The sequence below is a fragment of the Collinsella aerofaciens genome (assembly GCF_040915545.1).
Lineage (GTDB): Bacteria > Actinomycetota > Coriobacteriia > Coriobacteriales > Coriobacteriaceae > Collinsella > Collinsella aerofaciens_BE.
Genome location: NZ_JBCPDH010000030.1, coordinates 1 through 21,305, shown reverse-complemented (window position 1 = coordinate 21,305; position 21,305 = coordinate 1). Strand labels below are relative to the sequence as shown.

The 21,305-nt window shown below is 61.1% G+C and carries 17 protein-coding genes; 15 read left to right on the top strand and 2 right to left on the bottom strand.

Translation table 11 applies throughout. The annotated features are described in order from the left end of the window. Window positions 1–29 precede the first annotated feature (29 nt). Entirely contained in the window at window positions 30–3,353 is a 3,324-nt protein-coding gene (locus AB5202_RS08470) for a CAP domain-containing protein (protein WP_368144652.1), read from the top strand. A gap of 201 nt (window positions 3,354–3,554) precedes the next feature. Here AB5202_RS08470 and AB5202_RS08465 read toward each other — a convergent pair whose 3' ends face one another. Next, entirely contained in the window at window positions 3,555–5,258 is a 1,704-nt protein-coding gene (locus tag AB5202_RS08465; RefSeq protein ID WP_368144352.1) for an OPT/YSL family transporter, read from the bottom strand. 289 nt (window positions 5,259–5,547) lie between these two features. On the opposite strand from AB5202_RS08465, the gene AB5202_RS08460 reads away from it, so the two are divergent. The 13 genes from AB5202_RS08460 to AB5202_RS08400 all read left to right on the top strand — a co-directional run bounded on the left by AB5202_RS08460 (window position 5,548) and on the right by AB5202_RS08400 (window position 17,237). Then, window positions 5,548–6,399: a type III pantothenate kinase gene (locus tag AB5202_RS08460; RefSeq protein ID WP_368144351.1), complete on the top strand. Its 852-nt coding sequence runs from the start codon at window positions 5,548–5,550 to the stop codon at window positions 6,397–6,399. An 83-nt stretch (window positions 6,400–6,482) separates the two neighbouring features. Further along, window positions 6,483–7,007, top strand: a complete 525-nt coding sequence (locus tag AB5202_RS08455; RefSeq protein WP_052044088.1) for a deoxycytidylate deaminase — start codon at window positions 6,483–6,485, stop codon at window positions 7,005–7,007. A gap of 170 nt (window positions 7,008–7,177) precedes the next feature. Beyond that, a complete protein-coding gene (locus AB5202_RS08450; RefSeq protein ID WP_035137589.1) occupies window positions 7,178–7,456 on the top strand; it encodes a NifU family protein in 279 nt (92 codons plus the stop codon). A 108-nt stretch (window positions 7,457–7,564) separates the two neighbouring features. Continuing rightward, window positions 7,565–8,386 carry a prolipoprotein diacylglyceryl transferase gene (gene lgt, locus AB5202_RS08445; protein WP_368144349.1) on the top strand — a complete coding sequence of 274 codons (822 nt, stop codon included), beginning with the start codon at window positions 7,565–7,567 and terminating at the stop codon, window positions 8,384–8,386. Window positions 8,387–8,466: 80 nt separating this feature from the next. Continuing rightward, complete coding sequence (locus tag AB5202_RS08440) at window positions 8,467–10,650, top strand: DUF6020 family protein (RefSeq protein WP_368144348.1); 2,184 nt, start codon at window positions 8,467–8,469, stop codon at window positions 10,648–10,650. Window positions 10,651–10,828: 178 nt separating this feature from the next. Then, window positions 10,829–11,635 carry a YebC/PmpR family DNA-binding transcriptional regulator gene (locus tag AB5202_RS08435; RefSeq protein WP_055309449.1) on the top strand — a complete coding sequence of 269 codons (807 nt, stop codon included), beginning with the start codon at window positions 10,829–10,831 and terminating at the stop codon, window positions 11,633–11,635. A gap of 165 nt (window positions 11,636–11,800) precedes the next feature. Beyond that, window positions 11,801–12,346 carry an Asp23/Gls24 family envelope stress response protein gene (locus AB5202_RS08430; RefSeq protein WP_368144347.1) on the top strand — a complete coding sequence of 182 codons (546 nt, stop codon included), beginning with the start codon at window positions 11,801–11,803 and terminating at the stop codon, window positions 12,344–12,346. Next, window positions 12,339–12,716: a DUF2273 domain-containing protein gene (locus AB5202_RS08425; RefSeq protein ID WP_368144345.1), complete on the top strand. Its 378-nt coding sequence runs from the start codon at window positions 12,339–12,341 to the stop codon at window positions 12,714–12,716. Before AB5202_RS08430 ends, AB5202_RS08425 begins: the two co-directional genes overlap by 8 nt. 44 nt (window positions 12,717–12,760) lie before the next feature. Next, window positions 12,761–13,288: an Asp23/Gls24 family envelope stress response protein gene (locus tag AB5202_RS08420; protein WP_368144344.1), complete on the top strand. Its 528-nt coding sequence runs from the start codon at window positions 12,761–12,763 to the stop codon at window positions 13,286–13,288. A 208-nt stretch (window positions 13,289–13,496) separates the two neighbouring features. Further along, window positions 13,497–14,519 carry a YitT family protein gene (locus AB5202_RS08415; RefSeq protein WP_368144342.1) on the top strand — a complete coding sequence of 341 codons (1,023 nt, stop codon included), beginning with the start codon at window positions 13,497–13,499 and terminating at the stop codon, window positions 14,517–14,519. A gap of 149 nt (window positions 14,520–14,668) precedes the next feature. After that, window positions 14,669–15,985, top strand: a complete 1,317-nt coding sequence (locus AB5202_RS08410; RefSeq protein ID WP_368144341.1) for a zinc-ribbon domain-containing protein — start codon at window positions 14,669–14,671, stop codon at window positions 15,983–15,985. A gap of 195 nt (window positions 15,986–16,180) precedes the next feature. Next, the gene (locus tag AB5202_RS08405; RefSeq protein ID WP_368144340.1) at window positions 16,181–16,747 is read left to right on the top strand and encodes a DUF4234 domain-containing protein; all 567 of its coding nucleotides are present in this window, start codon (window positions 16,181–16,183) and stop codon (window positions 16,745–16,747) included. Then, a complete protein-coding gene (locus AB5202_RS08400) occupies window positions 16,740–17,237 on the top strand; it encodes a DUF2752 domain-containing protein (protein ID WP_195234805.1) in 498 nt (165 codons plus the stop codon). Before AB5202_RS08405 ends, AB5202_RS08400 begins: the two co-directional genes overlap by 8 nt. 106 nt (window positions 17,238–17,343) lie before the next feature. On the opposite strand, the gene AB5202_RS08395 is transcribed toward AB5202_RS08400, so the two are convergent. Further along, on the bottom strand, window positions 17,344–18,807 hold the full coding sequence (locus AB5202_RS08395; protein ID WP_368144339.1) for a M20 family metallopeptidase: 1,464 nt from the start codon (window positions 18,805–18,807) through the stop codon (window positions 17,344–17,346). 162 nt (window positions 18,808–18,969) lie between these two features. Here AB5202_RS08395 and AB5202_RS08390 point away from each other — a divergent pair, with 162 nt between their 5' ends. Beyond that, on the top strand, window positions 18,970–20,613 hold the full coding sequence (locus tag AB5202_RS08390; protein WP_368144338.1) for an amidohydrolase: 1,644 nt from the start codon (window positions 18,970–18,972) through the stop codon (window positions 20,611–20,613). The last annotated feature ends 692 nt before the right edge of the window (window positions 20,614–21,305 follow it).

The following is a 21,305-nucleotide window of genomic DNA, read 5'->3' as shown; positions in this document are numbered from 1 at the left end:
GCTTGCCCGTATCGTAGGCAATGCGCCGAATGCTCGCCATCGAAATTTATCGATGGCCTATTTCAGACTGTAATGGGGGTAGTTCTGTAGAGAATACCGTTGCCGCCGGTAACCAAGCGGTCGTAAAGACGGCTGCCCAGCTGGCCGAGGAATCGGCAAAGCAGCTCAAGGACGCTCAGGCCGCCTACGATGCCGCCCAGAAGAAGGCCGACGCGGCGGGCCAGTCTCAAAAGCAGGCGCAGCAGCAAAAGAATCAGGCCTCGCAGGCTGTGAGCGACAACGAAATCGAGCAGAACGCAGCAGAAGTCGCCGCGCTCCAGGAGAAGATTGACGAGCTCAAAGCCGCCGTCGAAAAGACCGAGCAGCAGCAGAAGAAGCTGGGCGACCTGAACGATCAGCTCGATCAAGCCAACAAGAGTGTCGAGGATAAGACCCAGGCGCTCAAGGACGCCAAGGCAAAGCAGGATGAGGCCAAGAAGGCCCTCGACGATGCCCAGGCCAAGCTCGAGGCCATGGGTATGGACGAGTACGAGGCCGCCAAGAAGGCCGTCGAGGACGCACAGGCAAAGCTCGATGACGCCAATAAGGCCGTTGCTACTGCACAGGCCAATCTGGACCAGGCCAAGGCTGCCGAGGCCAGCGCCCAGCAGGAAAAGCAGAATATCGAGGCAGCTTTGACGACTGCCCAGGCCAAGAAGCAGGAGACTGCCGCTGCGCTCGCAGCCGCAACCACCGCGCGCGATAACGCCCAGCAGAAGCTCAGCCAGGCGCAGGCCGCGCTCGATGCCGCGACCTCGGGCACGGGTATCGATCTGAACGCGCTCGAGGCTGCCAAGGTCACTGCCGCCAGCGAGCTCGCGACCGCGCAGGCCGCGCTCGATGCCGCGACGACTGCAGACGCCACCGCACAGGCGAACCTGCAGGCTGCGCAGACTACCGTCACCGCCGCGCAGGAGAAGGCCAACGCCGCCAACGCTGCTGTGGCATCTGCCCAGTCTGCATACGATGCGGCAAACAGGGAGTACAAGGACGCGGCCAGTAAGCGTGACGCCGCGAAGACGGCATACGAGCAGGCCCAGCAGACCGAGGCCGACAAGAAGGCGGAGTACGACCGACTCGTCGAGGTTCGTCAGCAGAAGAGCAACGAGTTCGATCAGGCTCGTGCTGAAGTAACCGACGCGCATAATGCATACGACGCCGCAAACGCCGAGGTCGACAAGCTTAACCAGCAGATTGCCGACCTCAAGTCGAACATGACCGTAGACCAGAATGTCATCAGCCAGGGCATGTTCGGCTTCATGAACTACATCATCGGCGGCAGCCAGTTCACAGCCACGCAGAAAAAGAACGCAAGCACTGCCGCGTCGATGCTCATGGGGACGACAGAGAAACAGGACTGGTATGATAGTTACGTCGATCAGGACATGTCTCGCGACACCAATCCGCTCTCCTTGGAGCAGATGCGTAACGCTCTGACATACCTCGATACCCAGAACAACCTCCGCAAGGCGAACGGCCAGTCTGAGCTTAGCGTCAGCCTCCGCATGACTGCGGCAGCCGCCCTCAATACGTCATATTCATCGAACATCTGGGGACACTCGAACTGCTATTTCGATCAAGGTGAGAATCTTGCAGGCGGCGGCGGGGCATACACCGGAGGCGAGACCGAGGATACGCTTGGCTGGCCATATACCGGCCTCTACACCCAGGAGAAAGAGGCATTCGATAAGTACGTCGCGCAGTATGGCGACGCGCTCGGTAGCCATCGATATGATTCCTACTATATCTACCAGCACTACAACAGCATCTACCATGAGTGCGGGCACTATCTCAACATCATCGATGCCGGCGCGAAGGCTATCGGCGTCGCGACCGGTAGCGGTAAGAATACCGATTCCGAGGTAACCGTTTTCGACTATAGCGGGAGCACGGGGCAGAAGGATTTCACTGTCTCCGAGTTCAAGAAGCTCGTCAACGACTACATCGAATCCGCCTACAATGCAGGCGGCACGCAGGAGCAGAAGGAGCAGCTAAAGCAGCTTCAGAATAAGCTGGCAGAGGCGCAGAAGAACTTCGGGACTGCTGGAACGGTTTATTCTAACGCATTGGATAAGCAAGAAAGCGCTCGCGATGCCTATACCGCGGCCGACACGAACATGAACACCGCCAAGGGCGAGTACGAGAAGGCTAAATCCAGCACCGCCGCCGCGAAGACGGCATACGACGCCGCCGAAGCCAAACTCAAGGGTGTCGACGTCAAGACGCCCCAGACCAAGCTCGACGCCGCCAAGGGCGAGGCCACTACTGCCCAGGCAGCTCTCGATAAGGCAAACGCCACGCTTGCTGACAGCAAGACGAAGGCAGCCGAGGCCGCTGCTCACAAGGCGAAGGCTCGCAGCGCCCGCGACGCCGCCAAGGTAAAGTCCGATCAGGCCAACGAGGCGTATGACAACGCTACCGCTTCGGTCAAGGACCTTGCCGCCAAGCGCGATGCCGCCAAGACGGATCTTGCGAACAAGCAGGGCACGCTTAACGATGCCAAGAAGGCCGACGACACTGCCCAGGCTGGTGTAGACAAGGCCCAGGCCGCAGATGTGCACGCCGCGACCGCTCTTTCGGACGCCAAGCAGGCAGTTGCCGCCAAGACGCAGGCTCTGTCCGACGCACAGGCGAAGGCCAAGGCCGCCGAGGGCGAGCTGGCCGGCGCAAACAAGGCCTTCGAGCGCTTCGCCGGCGCCCAGAAGGCGGTCGACGACGCCAAGACCGCCTATGACGCTGCCGTGGCCAGTGTCGCCGATGCCCAGAAGCAGCTCGAGGCCGCCAACGAAGCCGTCGTCGATGCGAACCTCGAGATCGTCAAGGCCAAGGCCGAGCTTGCCAGCGACGAGGCGCTCAAGGCCGATCTTGAGGCTGTCGACCACAAGGCATCCCTTGCCGCGGGCACGACGGGCAACGAGAAGCTGGTCAAGCTGAACGCTGCCTACGCTCGCTATAAGGCCGCCGTCGATGCTGCCGCTGGTCTCAAGGCTGCTCTGAGCGATGCCGATGCCAAGCTGTCCGATGCCAACGACGCCTATGCCGCCGCGCTTGCCGAGCTTGGCGATGCCAAGGATGCCCTGGCTGCCGCGCAGGCCGAGTACGACAAGTATCATCCCAAGGCTGAGCCGCAGGCCAAGGCTCAGGTTGCGCAGGCTGCTGCAAAGGCTCCTGTCGCCAAGAAGAAGGCTGCGGACGCTGCGCTCGCCCAGACCGGTGATACCTCCGCGCTTGCGGGCGAGGTCTTCGTTATCGGCGGTATTACGCTCGTGGCCGCGGGCGTGACGCTGGGCGATCGTCGTCGCAAGCACATGTAGTGATCCGGGCGTAGATTCTGCAACGAACTTCGGTTCATAGCAGGAACGCTTCGATAGCTAAACCGATAAGGCCGGCGCGCTGTTAAACGCAGCGCGCCGGCCTTTCTTTGTTTCGATATCAAAAAGCCCGGTCGGCAGCCGCGAAAGCTACCGACCGGGCAAATCGTAGGCAATATGGTTGCTGTCGAGCGGCTGCTCAGCTTAGCCCAGCAGGCTTAAGCCCACGGAGACAAACGCCAGGATAACGCCGACGATGGACTCGCCGCCGAGCAGGCCGCTGGCGACAACCAGGCCCTGCTCCTGGAAGGCGGCGTCCTTGGCAGCCCTCTCCTCGTCAGAAAGACCAGCGGTGGCGTCGCGGTGGGCGGACCACTTGTCGTAGGCGAGCTTGACGCAGGAGCCCAGGAATGCCGTGAGTGACATGTAGAACGGCAGGTACACGCCCAGACCGATCATCATGGCCGGAATGCCGAGCCAGTACATGATGATGCCGGCGATAAAGCCGCCCGCGAACCACGGCACGCTCGGGATGCCCGAGACCATGGTGGCGACCACGCTTGCCTGCGCGGCCACAAAGCTCTTGTCGGGGCCGAAGGCGTCCGGACCATAGGCGGTGACGAGCGCGACCATGACAGCGGCAGCGACCAGGGCACCCACGATGCCACCAATGGCCTGGCCGACCCACTGTGCGCGCGGGTTGGTACCCAGTACGGCTCCGGCCTTAAAGTCGTTCATGACGTCGCCCGCAAGGCCGCACGCCACGGCCACGATGCCGGCGATAAAGAACAGCTTGACCTGCGCGAGCTGCGCGAAGGCTGCCACGATGAGCATGACGATGAGGCCAAAGATCTCCATGGGATCGATGCCCGTCTGGCCGCAGCTCTGAGCGCTCATGATGGTGGTGACAAAGGTGAATAGCGTGACGATGACGGCCGGGACAGGGCCAAGGTCGAGTGCGATGGCAACGATCACGGCGATGGCTGCGGTGCCCAGGCCGATGATGCCGGCGTCGAGCTTAAGCGAGCCCGAGATGAGCGACTGCTCGTCGGTGTCGGTGGAGCTGTCGGCGGCAAGACCGCGGACGATACCGGCGACCTGCGGCAGGATGTCCTTGAGGACGACGGCGACGCCAAAGCCCATCATAAGGCCCATACCGAGGGACTTGACGATACCCTGCGCGGTCACAATATCGAACAGGCCGGCAGCGGTGCCGCCGACGATGATGCCAAAGTTGCCCAGCAGCGCGCCGGCAAACCAGAAGGCGACGGGGGCGAAGCCCACCAAAAAGCCGATGGACAGCAGCATGGGCGAGTTGTAGATGGCAAAAGTCACGCCGGGGATATTGAGCGTGCACAGCATGCTGGGCACCACGCCCAGGGCGTCGCGCAGCACGCTGTAGATGCCTGCGATGGCCATGGAGCCAAAGAGCTGCTTGCCGGTCTTGCCGCCGGCCTCGGTAGCACGCAGGGTTTGAGCTGCGGCGTTGCCGGTGGGGAACTCCAGCGCGGCGTCCACGATAAAGTGACGGTGGATGAGCGCTGTCGCCAGAAGGCCCAAGATGGTGCCGGCGAGCGCCACAATAAACATGTCGAGCCAACTGATCTGGTCGGCATAGCCCAGCATCCAGGCGCCCGGGATGGTAAACGCCAGGCCGCCAGCGACCATGGCGCCCGCAGACATGATGGTGTGGGTGACGTTGGCCTCGTTGAGGCTGGCGTTGCCCATGAGCTTCAGGAAGAACAGCGAAATGACGGCAGCGAAGATGATCGGCCAGGGGAGGGCGCCCATCTTGAGGGCCGTGTAGGCCGAGCTTGCCGTGATGATCACGCAGCCAAGGACGCCGATGACGACGCCGCGCAGCGTGAGTTGACCGCGCATCGAGGTGCGGTTCGAGGGATTGCTCATATAGAACTCCTTTGCGTATATCCGCTTCCCCCGCAAGCGCCGCTACGGATACGGCGCGGGAAGTCGGGTTACCAAGGGCCGCCGCGTGAGCTCGCGCACGACCGCGCATCAGTATAGCGGCATGGCAGCTCATTTGGGATGGGGCTTTTTTAGCTACCCCGAGCGAAGCCGAAGGATGATTATTCTGGGACGGGGATTTAAAAATCATTAGGTACACAATGATTTTTAAATCCCCGTCCCAGAATAATCATCGGGATATACTGCTGGGCAGACGAAAGGAGCGCCGACGATGCTTAATGGGTGCGCATATATATTGACGGTCGACGTGGGCAACACGTTCATTCGCTTTGGCCTGTTTGTAGAGGATTCGGCCGCGGCGCAGGAATGTCCGCTTGCGACGTGCGAGATCACCACGCCGTCGAGCATCACGGCAGACGAGGCGCGCATGCGTCTCGTGCAGGTCATGGCCGCACTGGCGGCCGATGCGGGCATGCCGGGTGCGCTTGTGCCCGCGGCTGCTGTGCTGAGCTGCGTGGTCCCGGCGCTCGAGCGCCCGTGGAAGGCAGCGCTTTCCCGTACCTGCACGGGGCGCGTGCTCACGGTGGGGCCGGGCCTCAAGACCGGCATACCCGTGCACTACGATGACCCGGCCGAGATCGGTCCCGACCGCATCGCCGACGCCGTGGCAGCCCGTGCCGTCTACGGCTCGCCGTGCATTGTGATCGACCTGGGCACCACGACCAATATCGAGGTCATCGACGCGCACGGTACCTTTGTCGGCGGCGTTATCGCGCCAGGCCTGGCCCTCGGCGCCCGCTCGCTTCCGGCGGCAGCAGCGCGCCTACCCCAGGTTGAGCCCTCGGCGCCAACGCACGTCATCGGTCGCAACACGCGCGAGGCCATGCGCTCGGGTGTGGTTTTGGGCGAGGTTGCCCGCATCGACGGCATGCTCGACATGGTGCTTGCCGAGATGCGTGCGACCAAGGCCGCGGGGGAGGGCGATGTGCCCATCGTCATTACCGGCGACGATGCCGAGGCGCTTGCGGCCCTTGTCGGCCATAGCCTGACGGTCGACGATGCGCTGACGTTGCGGGGTCTCGCCGAGCTCTACCACATCAACCAAAAGCCCCGCCGCGCGTAGCGATGGGGGCGATGGGACAAAAACGTCTCCACCTTCCACCTGCTACAATGGGTCAAACTATTGCGATTTCGGAGGTGTCTGCCATGTCGGACGATCTTCATCAAACCGCGTCGGGCAAGCGCCGCGACGTTATTAGCTGGGATGAGTTCTTTATGAGCGTGGCCATCGCCGCGCAGCGCCGCAGTAAGGACCCCAACACGCAGGTGGGCGCGTGCATCGCCAACACCAACCACCGCATCCTTTCGGTGGGCTACAACGGTACGCCCTCGGCACTCAACGACGACTTTTTCCCGTGGGGCACGAGCGACGACCCGTTGCAGGATAAGCACAACTACGTGGTGCATGCCGAGGCCAACGCCGTGCTCAACTACCGCGGCTCGCTCAAAGACCTTGAGGGTTCCACGGTCTACGTCACGCTGTTCCCGTGCCACGACTGCGCCAAGATCCTGGCGCAGGTGGGCGTGGGCGAGGTCGTCTACCTGGACAACAAGTATGCCGATACCGACGACGGCCGTATCAGCCGCCGCATTCTCGACTCCTGCGGCATCAGCTACCGCCAGGTCATCGTCGATGTTCAGATTGGTACCGGGGGACAAGCTCAGCAGTAGCGCGTGCCAACGCCAGCTGGCGGCAAAACAGCCAAAAGAGCCCCGTCCCAAATTGACTGCTCGTGAAAGTCGCGTCTGCACGCATGGACGGCTCGTGAGCGGGTACATGGCTGTAGTAACATAGCTTCTGTCCGCGGGCGTGCCCGCGTTATTGTGAGAAAGGAGCCCCTGTGGCTGTTAACGAAGAGCTGCTTAAGAAGGTTCTTGAAGAGATTCGCCCCAACCTGCAGGCCGACGGCGGCGATATGGAGTATGTGGGCGTCGACGACGAGGGCGTTGTCAAGCTGGAGCTGCAGGGCGCCTGCGCCGGTTGCCCCATGAGCTCGCTAACCCTTTCGATGGGTATCGAGCGCATCCTGAAGGAGCATGTGCCCGGCGTTACCCGCGTTGAGCAGGTCAATGCTTCCGGCGAGGCCGAGGACCTGTACGACGAGTACGCACCGTTCTAAGATGCGAAAGCTGCGGACGGTACGCTCCGCATAGACGTTACGCCCAAATATGCGGCTGCGAGCGTAAGGCCCGCGGCCGCATTTGTATGTAGGGAGCAGGGGATCGATATGCTCAACGACCTCTACCATATGCTTGATCCCGTCGCGATCTCGGCGGGCCCCATCACCATCTACTGGTACGGTCTGGCCTACGTGGTTGGCGCCCTGCTTACGGCAGTCGTCATGTACCGCACGCAGCGTCGTTGGGGCTTCGACATCACGATCGATGACCTAACGAGCGTCGTGGTCGGCGCGGTTTTTGGCCTCATCATCGGCGCGCGCCTGTTTTACGTCATCTTTTACGGCGATGGCTACTATTGGACCCACCCGCTCGAAATCTTTGCCACCAACGAGGGAGGCATGAGCTTCCACGGCGGCCTGGTGGGCGGCATCTTGGGCGGCATCATCGTGTGCCGCATGTATAAGCTCGACGCCTGGACCATCGCCGACCTTGCCGTGATCGGTGCTCCGCTGGCGCTGTGCCTGGGCCGTTGCGCCAATTTCGTCAACGGCGAGCTGTGGGGTAAGCCGACCGATCTGCCCTGGGGTGTGGTCTTTGGCGGCACCGCGGGCGATATGCCGCGCCATCCCTCCCAGCTCTACGAGGCGTTTCTTGAGGGCGTCGTGCTCTTCTGTATTTTGCAGGTGCTCAGCCGCAAAAAGCCGTTACTGCCCCAGGGTACGTTTATGGGCGTGTTCGTGATGGGGTACGGCATCGTCCGCTTTCTCGTTGAGTTCGTGCGCGTGCCCGATGCCCAGCTGGGTTATCTGCTGGGCGGCGTCATCACCATGGGTCAGCTGCTGAGTTTGCCGCTCGTGATCGCCGGCCTGGCGCTCATCATCTTCGCCCGACACCGCAACCAGCCCCAGCGCGTCTACCTCGACGCCTAACCAAGACCACCGCAAAGGGGACAGGCACCTTTGTGGTGGTCTTGCCGAGTTTGATAGGTTTCTAGAAAGGCTTTCGGACTGTGAAGGATTCCGACCTCTCCACAACGGCTGCGCGCGACGCTGCCCGCATCGTCTGGTTTAAGCGCTACCCCGCCAAGCAGACGCTCATCGCATTTTTGTTCGCGCTGTTGGCGACCACGGCGTTTTCCATCGATCCCGCCCCGGTGTCGAGCAACGCAGTCTTGGCGATTGACCCCAAAGCCTCGGGCATGCTGTACGTGTGCTACGAGGTGCTCCTCTCGTTTGCCGGCCATACCGACGCGGTCATGCTGCTTGCGCTTGCCTGCCTGCTCACGCTGCCGTTTCGCTACGTATTCTTTGGCCGCGGCGACGCTTGGCGTCCCTCGGTGATCCTTCCGTCGCTGTTCTTTGCCGTCTGCATGGTGTTTGGCCGCAGCTACGACCTCACCGATTCGGCCGAGATCGTGCTCGGCGACAAGGCCCGCATCATCTGCGCCTGGATAGGCGGTGTGGGCTGGATGCTTTTGGCGGTCGTTGCCTTCTACCTTACCTTTGAGTGTCTAGATTGGCTGAGCTCTCGGCGCATTCCGTTTTCCGAAGCGCACTTTGGCCGCGTATGGCGTGTGGCTCACGCCGTGCTCTCGGTCCATCCCTTTGCCGGGCCCTTCCTGGTGCTTATGATCGCCTGGGCGCCCACGCTCATCGCTTCGCTGCCCGGCCATTTTATGGGAGATACGGGTGCGCAGATTCGCCAGTGGTTCAACTACCCCAACGGCACGAGTGACTACCTGCGTCTGCTCAATCCCAATGTGTTGCTCAACGGACATCACCCCGTGGTGCACACGGCTATCATCGGTTCGTGCGTCAAGCTGGGGCTTTCACTGTTCAACAGCGCCAACGCAGGTCTTGCCATCTACACCTGCGCTCAGTTCGCCATTACGGCCGCCTGCATGGCCTATTCCATCTCGTCGCTGCGCAAACTGGGCGTGAGCCTGCCGGTCCGCGGCGTGATCTTGCTGTTCTTTGTGTTTATGCCCATGTTCTCCAATTACGCGGCCCTGCTTACCAAAGATGTGCTGTTTGCCGATGCGTTTTTGGTGCTGTTGGTGCAGACCGTGAAGCTCGTGGCCTGCGGCCTGCCCCGTCGCGATGCCAATGCCGAGCGTGCGGGCGAACAGAGGCCCGTGCTCTTTGCGCGCCACGACTGGCTGCTGCTCGCTCTGGGCGCCATGGGTTCCACGTTTCTGCGCAACGGCGGCCTGGTGTTTCCCCTGGCGGCATGCGTAATCGCGACGGCGTTTTGCGCATGGGACGCACATGTGGCTCGCCGTGCGGCCAAGCAGGCTAGTGCTGCACCTTCGGGCGCCATCCCGCGTTTCCGCTGGGTGGGAGTTCTTGCGGTGCTTGCACTCTGCCTTGCCTCTAATATGTACTTCACCAAGGTCTTTATGCCGGCGCACGACATCACGCCTGGTTCCAAGCGCGAAATCCTCTCGATTCCGTTCCAGCAGACGGCTCGTTTCGTCCAAAAGCACGACGGCCTCAACTCGGGCGTCAACCCCACGGTTAAGGAGGACGGCACCATCGTGGAGGCTCCTTGCGACGGCTTGGTGACCGACGAAGAGCGTGCCGTGATCGACCGTGTGCTCAAGTACGAGAATCTGGGCCGCCGCTACAACCCGGATAAGTCGGACGCCGTCAAAAATTGCTTTAACGAGTACGCCTCGCAGGAGGACATCAAGGCCTATTTTGAGGTGTGGGCCCAGATGTTCAAAAAGGATCCCGAGTGCTATATCTCGGCGCTCATCAATAACTACTACGGCTACTTTTATCCGAGTGCCCGCGATGCATGGGTCTACAGCACGGCGCGCAGTGCCGAGATTATGGCGAAGCCCGATAACCTCAAGTACTTCGACTTCCATCCGGTCGATAGCAAGGTTGTGCGCTGGTGCGACCACCTGATCAACCTGTATCGCGTGGCGGTGCAGCGCATCCCGTTTATCTCGCTCGCCATGAGCTCGGCCACCTATGTGTGGATCATGATCGCCGTGGTGGCCTATCTGCTACGTCGTCATTCGTGGCGCGGGCTGGCCATTTGGGTGCCGCTTTTGGGCGTGCTCGCCGTGTGCCTGATCGGTCCCTGCAACGGCTCGACCTACATGCGCTACCTGTACCCGGTCATCGCCTGCATGCCCTTTGCCATCGGCGCCACCATCACCCGTAGCGACCTCCTCTGGTCCTAATTTGGTGCAAAGGGGACAGGTTGCTTTGCACCACCCCAATGCACCAAAGGGTTGCATCATCATGGTACCTTCATTTTGGGGTTTATCTCGCAGGCCAGTAGGTATATCATAACGACGTTTGTTTATATTGCCCGAGCATCTGCGCTGGGCTTTAGGTCGAAACCGATAGGAGACACGTATGTCCGGACACTCTAAGTGGGCCACAACCAAGCATCGTAAGGGCGCGCAGGACGCCAAGCGTTCCGCCCTCTTCTCCAAGCTGAGCCGCAACATCACCGTTGCTGCCCGTCTCGGTGGCGACCCGCTGCCTGAGAACAACGCCAGCCTCGCCGCTGCTGTTGCCAAGGCCAAGGCTCAGTCCATGCCTAAGGACAAGATCAAGTCCGCTATCGACAAGGCCTTTGGTTCGGGTGCCGACGCCGCCGTCTACGAGAACATCGTGTACGAGGGCTATGGTCCCGCCGGTGTCGCCGTGTACGTTGACTGCCTGACCGATAACCGCAACCGTACCGCCGCCGATGTCCGTTCCGCCTTCTCTCACGCTGGCGGCAACCTGGGAACCTCCGGCTCCGTCGCCTTCCAGTTTGAGCGCAAGGGCCAGATCGTCGTCGCCAAGGAGATCTTGGACGAGAACGCCAAGAAGGAGACCATGATCGCCAACGGTGCTGCCGGTGACGAGGATGAGTTCATGATGGCTATCGCCGAGGCCGGTGGCGAGGACTACGAGGACGCCGGCGAGGAGTGGATCGTCTGGACCGCTGCCAACGACGTCATGGCTGTCTCCAAGGCACTCGAGGAGCAGGGCATCCAGGTCAAGGGCTCCGAGACCACCATGGTCCCGACTACCCCGACCGAGGTCTCCGGTACCGACGCCAAGAAGGTCCAGCGCCTCATCGACCGTCTCGAGGAGCTCGACGACGTCCAGGATGTTTACAGCACCATGGATATGACCGACGAGGTCATCGCTGCCCTCGAGGAGGAGTAGCGCCTGCACGGGTTAAGCCGTGCATATCTGGGCATAATGAAACGAGCATGCAAGCCTCGTGGAATAGATGAGCCGGATCCGCGTGCGTACAGCACCGGACCCGGCTCTTTTATAATGATGCGAATCGTTTTGCATTCTGTGGACCGAAACCTGAAGGGAGCGCGCGTGCGCGTACTCAAACGAGCCCTAGCGATCGTGTATCTTGCCGCCGCCATCGTGGCGCTGGGCACGCTTGTCTGCCAGTTTTGGGGGCCGTATACGTATCGCTTTATGTTGCTGATGCGCGACCCCATGCCGCGCATGGTCGTGACGGCATGCGGCGGAGTTGTGGCGATCGGCGTGCTGGTAAGCTTCTTCCGCCTGATGTTTGCTCGTCGCGAGCCGTCCTGCGTGCATCCGGCGGGGGAGCGCAATATCGAGGTCACGCTCGCGGCGCTTTCTTCGTGTGCCAGGGCTGCTGCCGAGCGCGACGACCGCGTGATGGTCGAGCATGTCGAGGCCCGCGTCCAAGGCTCCGATGATTCGCACGTCCGATTTAAGGTCGAGGCTATCGCGCTTGACGATAAGGACGTGGCATCTCTGGCTACCGCGATGCAGCAGCGCATCGAGGAAGCTTGCGACACCATGCTCGGCACGCCGGGTACGACCACGCGCGTCCGTTTTTTGCCGTCCAAGACTACCGTCCAGACCGTGGAGGTTTCCGGTGAGTGATACCAATCAAGATAAGACCACTCGTACGCCGCGCCTGACGATTGACCAGAGCGCTGCGCCGGCGAGCGAACCTGTTGATTCCAAAACAGAGGCAGCCGAGTTACAAGACGCGGCGGCCGCGGATTTTGACGAGGCTATGGGTCTCATCAAGGGTACGGGCGCTGCCATCTGGAGCTATGCTGTGCGTCATCCCAACACCACGCTCGGTGCCGTCGCGGGTTTTGTACTCGCTGTGCTGGTGCTCACGCTCGGCCTGTGGGATACGCTCGTCATCGCTTTCTTTGTGCTGATCGGCGCCGTGATTGGCCAGATCCGAGACGGCGAGAACGGGATCGTCAACTTCTTCGGCCGTCTGTTTAGCGGCCGCTAGCATGTATTCGACCGCCGCGTGTGCGGTGGGCATAAGGAGGAACCATGGCTTTTAATACGAAGGTCGATGTAGCCGATACCGAGCTCGAGGCAGACGAGACCGTCACCGCCGAGGCCGAGGACGTAACGCTCGAGGACGAGGCGCTCGTCGAGGCCGAGTCCGATGCGGGCGAGGACAACGAGGAGATGGACGAGGAAACAGACGAGTCCGAGGACTCGCTGACCTATTCCAACGGTGTGATCGAGAAGATCGTTGCCATGGCCACCCGCGAGGTTCCGCACGTTCTGGGCATGAAGGGTAACCTCATGCATTTTGTGCAGGAGCAGTTTGGTGCCGAGAATCTGACCAAGGGCGTGACGGTCGAGGTCACCGATGACAATCGCGTGGTCGTCAACATCTCCGTCATTATCGAGTACGGCGCCTATGCGCCCGCGATCTTCGACGATGTCAAGGCGCGTGTCACCGAGCGCCTTGCCGCGATGACCGGCCTTGAGGTGGCGGGCGTCAACCTGCGTATCGAGGACGTCATCACCCCCGAGGAGTACGAGCACCGCACTAGCCAGCACGAGTAACCTTCCAAAAAGAGACAGGTTTGTTTTGGCAGGTTTTATCTGCGAAAACGTTAAACGGCCGACCGCGCAAGTAAAAGCGTGGCCGGCCGTTATTTGTATGCCCCCCGATGTAGGCATACCGCTCGTCTAACTAGGGGTTGCAATCGTCGCGTTCCGCGTTACCCTAATGGGCGCATTGTTTCCAAATTGTTAACGAGGGGTTGCCGTAATGGCCGACGAGCACGAAACAGAAAGCAAGGCATGGGCGATTGAGGCCGCCGCGGCAGAGGCGGCATCGCGTGCTGCCGAGGAGATGCATCGTCCTCCCGTGGTGCCGATGGAGCGCGTGGTTGATCGCACCGATATCGAGCGCGGCGAGCGTGCCGGCCAAAAGCGCAGCCAGGAGCCGGGCTTCCCGCGCTTTTTTGCCGAGCTCAATCTGGGCCTGATTCTTACGGCCTTTGCCATCGTTGCGTTTAAAACCCCTAATCACTTTGCTTTTGGCGGCACCTCGGGCGTGTCGGTCATTCTGTCCACGCTGTTCCCGACCCTGCCCGTCGGCGTCTTTATGTGGATTATCAACGCGGTTCTCGTCGTTTTGGGCTTTATCTTTTTGGAGCGCAAGGCAATCCTGTGGAGCGTCTTCGCCTCGTTTGCGTTGTCCGCCTATGTTTCGCTGTTTGAGCTCTTTATTCCGACCGATGTCTCTCTGACGGGTGATATGTGGCTCGACCTGTGCTTTGCCGTCATCTTGCCGGCGCTCGGCAGCGCTATTGTCTTTGACATCGGCGCCTCGACGGGTGGCACGGACATTCTCGCTATGATCCTCAAACGCCGCACCACGCTCGAGATTGGTCGCGCACTGCTGTTGGTCGATATCGGCATCGTGGCCATCGCGGCCTTTTTGTATGGCCCGCGTGTCGGTCTGTATTGCGTGCTCGGCCTGTTTGCCAAGACGCTTGTGGTCGATAAGGCCATCGAGGGCATTCACCTGCGCAAGGTCTGTACGATTATTTGCGCCGAACCGCTCAAAGTCGAGGAGTTTATCGTCAAACGTCTCAACCGCACGGCAACGATCAGCCGTGGCTACGGCGCATTCTCGGGCAAATGCGTTACGGTGATCATGAGTGTGCTGAGCCGTCGCGAGGCCGTGCAGCTGCGCCGCTATGCGCGCGAAGTCGATCCGGGTGCCTTTATCACGATCGTCGACAGCTCCGAGATCGTCGGCAAGGGCTTCCGCGGAACGAACTAGCACAGACGTATTCAACGAACCGCCTGCTGGCGCCGTGTACCTTGCAAATCGGTCATCTTTGAGTATTTGACCCCACATTGGGCAATAATGATGCTAAAGACATCGTTTGCGATCCAAGTGATTCGTTCAAGATACGAAGGGATGATTCTATGTTCTGCTCGCAGTGTGGCGCCCCCATGGGCGATAACGACAAGTTCTGCGGCGTGTGTGGTGCTCCTAATGCCGGTGCCGCTGGCCCCGCTCCCCAGGGACAGCCTCAGCCCCAGCAGTTTGTTCCGCAGCCGCCCGTGGCGAATGCGCCAAAGGGCTGTGTGGCTCAGGCGTTCCAAGATATGACCAAGACTCCGGGCGTGCTTCAGCGTGTATGCCAAATCGCGTTTTTGCCGGCGCTGATTTGCGTTGTGTCGGTGCTCGTGTTGTTTATTCCCGTTATTGGCGGCATTGCGGCTGCCATCGGCTTTTTGGCAGCTTGCATTGCGAGCGTGTGCGGTTCCGGCTTTGGTATCGAGTGGGGTCGCGATCTGTCGCTCAAGGCCGATGACGGCATGGACCGTCCACTCATGCGTTCCACGTCGTTTGGTCTCGGAGTCTTTTCGAGCGTTATTTCGGTCGTGCTCGAGGTTATCGCTGCCATTCCCGTTATCGGTGTAGTGCTTTCGCTGGTGGAGGGCGTGGTAATTGGCGCCGCGGGCTCGTATTCTTATTACGGCTCTTATGCGCTCGAGGCTGCGCTGTTCGGTTCGCTCGGCCTGCTTGTCCTGGCGCTAATTGCCTCGGCGATTCTGGGTGTCTTCTTTAAGATGTTCGCCGACATCGCCGTGATGCACTTTGCGGTGACCGGGCGTGTCGAGAGCGCGTTTTCGCTCGATAAGGTCTGGGCGGCGTTTAAGCACAACAAGACCAAGCTGTTCTGTGCTTCGTTCCTTCCCGAGTTTTTGACGGGCCTGGTTTCCAACGCCATTACGTGGATCTTGACAGCTGTCTTTGGTGCCATCGCCGGAATTGGCGCGTACGGCTATTACTATCGCCCCACGGGTATCGAGGCGATTGTTACCGCCGGTGGTGTCACGCTCGTATTGTTCCTGGTGCTGATTGCATTCGTCACGGTGTTCCTTACGGTCTTTGGCAAGATGCTCAAGCACCGTGCCGTTGGCTATTGGGCCGCACGCTATGCAAGCGAATGGGCCGATGAGGACAAGGACGACGTTTTGACTTTTGTGCTCCCGGGTGAGAAGAAGCCTGCTCCTGCGGGATTCAATCCCACGGCAGCCACTGGTGCTGCGCCTGCCCCGGCGCCCGCGCCTGCACCTGCCCCGGCACCCGCGCCTGCCCCTGCCCCGGCACCTGCTCCTGTCCCCGCACCGGCGTCCGAGGCGACGCCTGCGGAGCCCGATTGGGATGCCGTTGCCACGCCGGCGGATGAGCCGGGCGATAATCCTGCTGCCGAAAACAATCAAACCGAATAGCCGGTCGAGGCGCCCTGGGCAACTGAGCCCGGGGTGCCTTTTTCTACTGCGAAAGCAAGAAAATGCCTGGGAAAACGGTTGCAGCAAAATTTCTCGGAAATTGGTCAATGTTGCGCAACAACGTCGCGGCTATTGTTGAGAACGTAGACGTGTAAGGTTTGAAGGCGTGCGACGCCTTAGGAAAAGGAGAGGCTCATGTTCTGTCCCACTTGTGGTTCTCCCATTTCGGATGATGCCAAATTCTGCCCTGTTTGCGGATCCGCCGTTGGTGCCGCTTCTGCCGCTGCGGCCCCGCAGCCCCAGCAGCAGTACACCGGTCAATACGCCCAACAGTCCGCATCCGCTCCGATGGGCTATGACCCCATTAAGGCTGACCGCAGCCTGATCGGCTGGCTGCTGCTCTCTCTTGTGACCTGCGGTATCTATTCGTTCTACTTCCTGTATTGCTTGGCACGCGACGTCAACACGTTGTGTCAGGATGACGGCGATTACACGCCGGGTCTGGCGGAATTCATCCTTCTATCGTTTGTGACCTGCGGCTTCTACGCGTACTACTGGTATTACAAGATTGGCAACCGCCTGCAGGCCAACGCTCCTCGCTACGGCCTGGTGTTCCAGGAAAACGGCACCACCGTTCTTCTGTGGCAGATCTTCGGCGCGCTCCTGTGCGGCCTTGGTCCCATCTTCGCTATGAACATCGTCATCAATAATACCAATGCCATGGCAACGGCTTACAACACTCGCCTTGGCGCTCGTGCCTAACAATAAGGGCGGCGTGAACAGCTTCCAGGGACATAGGGGCACGGCAGAGCTCCTTCGCCGCGCCCTTTTTTGCACCGGCGCGCTCTTTGTCGCCTGGCTCGCGCTCTACCTGCTCGACATTGGCTGCATTTTTCGATTGATGACGGGCATTCCTTGTCCGGGATGCGGCATGACGAGGGCGTGGCTGGCGGCGCTGCGCCTCGATTATGCGGCTGCCTTTGCCTACCATCCGCTGTTTTGGGTGGTGCCGATTGCGTTTGTGCTCGCGTTCGTGCGCGAGGAGGTGGCATCGAGCAAGCTAAAGCGTGGTATCGACATTGCGGTCACCGTGTTGTGCGTGCTGGTCGTCGTCGTATGGATCGTGCGCCTCATCAATCCGGCAGATGCCGGTCTGCTCTTTGGCGGCTATGCGCCCGCCGGAGTTCCCGACGATATCATCCACCTCGAACCCCCACGCTGGCTCACCATCCTTCGCTCTTACCTGGCGTGACGGAGGACGCGCTAGAAAAACGGTCGACACATAAGCGGGGGCGAACGTTGAGATAACGTCCGCCCCCGCTTTGCTTTAGCCAGGCTGTTATGGATGGGCGTGACGGCTACTCGTCGCGCTTTTCCTCGTGGCGAGCGGCAGCCCGCGCATCGTGGATGCCCTTGATTGCAGCATGGCGGGCGGTGCGAGCATCGTGCATGGCGTCGCGCGCCTCAGCGGCCGTGGCCTTGGCAGAGCGCAGCTTGGCGGCCAAGTCGGGGTTGGTCTCGGCAACCGCGGCGATCGTGGGGCCGTCGAGCTCCTCTTGCGTGGGCTCGGCCAAAAAGTCGATAGCATACTGGGCGGCCACCATGGAGCCCTTTGCCAGCACGGTCTCGTCAATCTTGTAGAAGCAAGAATGTTGGGCGTACGTGGCGCCAATCTGGGGGTTGCGCGTGCCAACAAAGGCGAGCACGCCCGGCACGCGGCGCAGGTACTCCGAGAAGTCCTCGCCCGAAAGCGTGCCGCGATAATGGCCTTCGCCCGCGGGGCCCAAGCACTTGACCACGGCCTGACGACAACGCTCGCTCGAGGCGACGTCGTTTTCGACCTTGTAGTTGGCGATGGTGTAGTCGGTAAGTTCGGCCTCTGCGCCCAGGGCTGCCGCGGTGTGCTCCACGATGCGGCGCATAAGCTCGGGCATTTCCTCGTGCGTCTTGTCGCCATAGGTGCGCACCGTGCCGGCGAGGTAGGCCGTGCCGGCGATAACGTTGCGCGCGGTGCCGCCGTGCAGCTCGCCGACGGTGATGACAGCCGGCTCGTAGGGGCTGATCTCGCGCGAGACGATGGTCTGCAGGGCGTTGACGATCTCGGCAGCCACCATAACGGCGTCGTGGCCGCGCTGGGGCATGGCGCCATGGCACGAGGTGCCGCGGACATCGATGCGGAACCAGTCGGTGTTTGCCATGCGCGGGCCGGGCTCACAGCTCACGGTGCCGGCGTCGACTTCGCTCCAGATATGCGCGGCGTAGGCACCATCGACGCCGTCGAGCACGCCCGTGCCGATCATGAGTTTGGCGCCTTGGCCGTTTTCCTCACTGGGCTGGAAGACGATGCGGGCCTCGCCGTGGATGTCGTCTGTCATATGGCGCAGGATCTGCAGCGTGCCGAGCATCATGGCGATGTGGCAGTCGTGGCCGCAGGCGTGCATGCAGCCCTCGTTGACGCTGGAGAAATCCTCGCCGGTCTGCTCGGTGACGGGCAGGGCGTCGATATCCGCACGCAGCAGGATGCGGCGGCGCGGCGTGCCGTCCTCGCGATAGGCGTCGGGCGCGGTGCCGCGAAGGGTCGCCACCAGGCCCGTCTTAAGGGGACGCTCGTAGGGGATATTCATGGCGTCGAGCTGGTTGGCGATGTCAGAAGTCGTGCGCTCTTCGGCGAGGCTCAGCTCCGGGTGCTTATGGAAGTGCCGACGCTGCTTAATGATGTAGGGTTCAAACTCGGCGGCGATATCTTGGATGGCTGCGGTGACGTCGTCAGCCGCGCGAGCCTCGGTCGCCGCCATAATCTGCTGTGCCTTGGTCTTCGTCATGGTCGATTTGCTCCTTGCTGGGTTGATCGCAAAATCGTACAGGCTCTCTCCAGTATGCCACCTGCCGCTAGGGCTGGTAAAGTTGCCGTTTGCCGCTTGGGGTTTTGTTACAAGGGCGGGGGAGTACACTCGGGGGTGTTGAATTTCCTGCCAGAGATGGGGATGCCCATGCAACATATCGATCGGATTATCCGCTCCAAGAACGTCTTTACCGCGCAAGACGGCATCGATACCACCCGCGAGCTGGCGATTGCCATCGCAGGCGACCGTATCGTCGCAGTCGGTGCGCCCGATGACGTGATCGCCGCCGCTCCTGCCGCTACGTCGGTTATCGACTACGGCGAGCAGTTTGTCTGCCCCGGTTTCCATGACGCTCATCTGCACTTCTTCCATACCTCGGTCGGTTCCTCGCCGTACATGCTCATGGATATGGGCACGTCCGAGGCGGCGCTGGTGCAACATGCGCTCGAGTTTTCCCAGGACCTGCCCGACGACGCTTGGGTTGTGACGCAGGGCTGGCGCGACTACCGTTGGGACCCGCCCGAGCATCCTACCAAGGCGTCGCTCGATGTGGCATTCCCCGATCGTCCCTGTGTTATGTATTCGGGCGACGGGCACACGCTGTGGCTCAACAGCCGCGCACTCGATGCACTCGGCGTCACGCGCGACAGCGAGCCACCAGCGGGCGGTAGCTACGACAAGGACGCAAACGGCGAGCTCACGGGTATCGCTCACGAGGCGGCTGCCATGCAGCTGCTGCCGCGCTGCCTTGAGTGGCTGGGCGAAGATCGCATCGCAAGCGCTTACGCCGATCAAATGAGGCGTATGGCCGAGCAGGGCATCACCTCGATATGCGATATGTCGCTCATGCCCATGCCGGGCTGCGATTTTATCCGCGACGACGTCTACGACAAACTGCAGGCAGCCGGCAAGTTGGGCATCCGAGCCCATCTGTTCCCCACGCTGTTGGATGACCAGTCACGCTTGGAAGAGCTGCAGACCCGCTACGCGAACAACGCGCTGCTCTCGGCGCCAGGCTTTAAGCAGTTCTTCGACGGCGTGTCGAGCGAACACACGGCCTATCTCACCGAGCCCTATACCAACCCGCGCTTCCCGGGCGACCAGGGCCGTCTGACAGTTCCTGCCGAGCGTATGCGTAAGCTGGTTCTGGCGGCCGCGGAGCGCGGCCACACCGTGCGCATCCACGTCATCGGCGACGGTGCCATCCATGCCGCGCTCGATATCTTTGAGGAGGCCGCCGAACTGTACGGACTGCCCCAGCACGGTCATAACACGCTCGAGCATCTGGAGAACCTCCTGCCCGAGGACATCGACCGCCTGCGCAAGCTCAACGTGGTCGCCTCGAGCCAGCCTTGTCATATCACGCTCGACCCGGGTGGCCCGGAGCGCGACCTGGGCTTGGAGCGCAGCCGCATCATGTGGCCGTTTGCGACCTATAAACAGCGCGGCATTCGCCAAGCCTTCGGCACCGATAGCCCCATAACAGCTGTTACCAGCATGAACGTGCTCTACACGGCTATCACGCGCCAGGACCCCAAAAGCCACTGGCCCGAGGGCGGCTGGTTGCCGAGCGAGCGCATCGATGCAGCAACAGCCCTGCGCAACTACACCCTGGGCAGCGCCTATGCAGCGGGCGACGAGCAAAACCTCGGCAGCTTGGAGCCCGGCAAGTATGCCGACCTTGTAGTCCTGGACCAAAACCCGCTCACCATCGACCCCCAAGAGCTCCAGGCCACCAAGGTTCAGGCTACCTACCTGGCAGGTAACTTGATTTACGAGCGCTAAGTATTCATGCCGTACCGTTAAGCGCGGCTCGGACAGCCTATTTTGGGATAGCGCTCGAGTCGCGTTTGTTTGCCGGTGGGGATTTGTTAGGAGCGTCCCCGCTCTGATGGATTTGGGCGCAGGGCGGATGCGCCGCTGCCCTGCGCGCTCAATTTGGACATCAGCAATGCTGCCTCTTGGTGTTTTGCATACTTCCCATTACAGATTGCATAAAAAGGCTGGGATATTCTTCCTGATCCTGATGTACCCCCGCCCGTGCCGTGCAAAAAACGGAGTATTCGGCACCGTGAGCTCTGCCGGTGCCGCTGCAGTCGGGTAGCATTGCGGAGATCGACGTCATTTTGGGGTCCGACGTGGCGCGAGGCATGCTTGTTTGTCTCGACGAGGCCTGTCTGCCGACCCAAATCGCCGGTCGAAGGCTACCGTGGGACTAATTAGATGCGCCCGGTGCGTATGCATTTGTCCCGGCCTGCTGAAAACTCCCAAAAATGCACGGTGCTCCCCAGGGGACCCGTGCTCGCAACGAAAACCATGCCCACGTTCCTATCCGCATCGCCTTTTTGCTGCACTGACTTTTCTGAATGCCGGGCCCGATAACGTAACCCCAGCTCCCGCGTGGCTCCGGAGGGGCGGGGCATAAGGTTTATCGCGAGTTCCGCACGAGCCGAAGGCCACTTAATGTGGCCTTCGTG

Excerpts from the sequence above, each read along its gene's own strand:
- AB5202_RS08470 (WP_368144652.1), top strand. The coding sequence starts at position 30 with ATGCTCGCCATCGAAATTTATCGATGGCCTATTTCAGACTGTAATGGG.
- AB5202_RS08465 (WP_368144352.1), bottom strand. The coding sequence starts at position 5,258 with ATGAGCAATCCCTCGAACCGCACCTCGATGCGCGGTCAACTCACGCTG.
- AB5202_RS08460 (WP_368144351.1), top strand. The coding sequence starts at position 5,548 with ATGCTTAATGGGTGCGCATATATATTGACGGTCGACGTGGGCAACACG.
- AB5202_RS08455 (WP_052044088.1), top strand. The coding sequence starts at position 6,483 with ATGTCGGACGATCTTCATCAAACCGCGTCGGGCAAGCGCCGCGACGTT.
- lgt (WP_368144349.1), top strand. The coding sequence starts at position 7,565 with ATGCTCAACGACCTCTACCATATGCTTGATCCCGTCGCGATCTCGGCG.
- AB5202_RS08435 (WP_055309449.1), top strand. The coding sequence starts at position 10,829 with ATGTCCGGACACTCTAAGTGGGCCACAACCAAGCATCGTAAGGGCGCG.
- AB5202_RS08420 (WP_368144344.1), top strand. The coding sequence starts at position 12,761 with ATGGCTTTTAATACGAAGGTCGATGTAGCCGATACCGAGCTCGAGGCA.
- AB5202_RS08415 (WP_368144342.1), top strand. The coding sequence starts at position 13,497 with ATGGCCGACGAGCACGAAACAGAAAGCAAGGCATGGGCGATTGAGGCC.
- AB5202_RS08410 (WP_368144341.1), top strand. The coding sequence starts at position 14,669 with ATGTTCTGCTCGCAGTGTGGCGCCCCCATGGGCGATAACGACAAGTTC.
- AB5202_RS08405 (WP_368144340.1), top strand. The coding sequence starts at position 16,181 with ATGTTCTGTCCCACTTGTGGTTCTCCCATTTCGGATGATGCCAAATTC.
- AB5202_RS08395 (WP_368144339.1), bottom strand. The coding sequence starts at position 18,807 with ATGACGAAGACCAAGGCACAGCAGATTATGGCGGCGACCGAGGCTCGC.
- AB5202_RS08390 (WP_368144338.1), top strand. The coding sequence starts at position 18,970 with ATGCCCATGCAACATATCGATCGGATTATCCGCTCCAAGAACGTCTTT.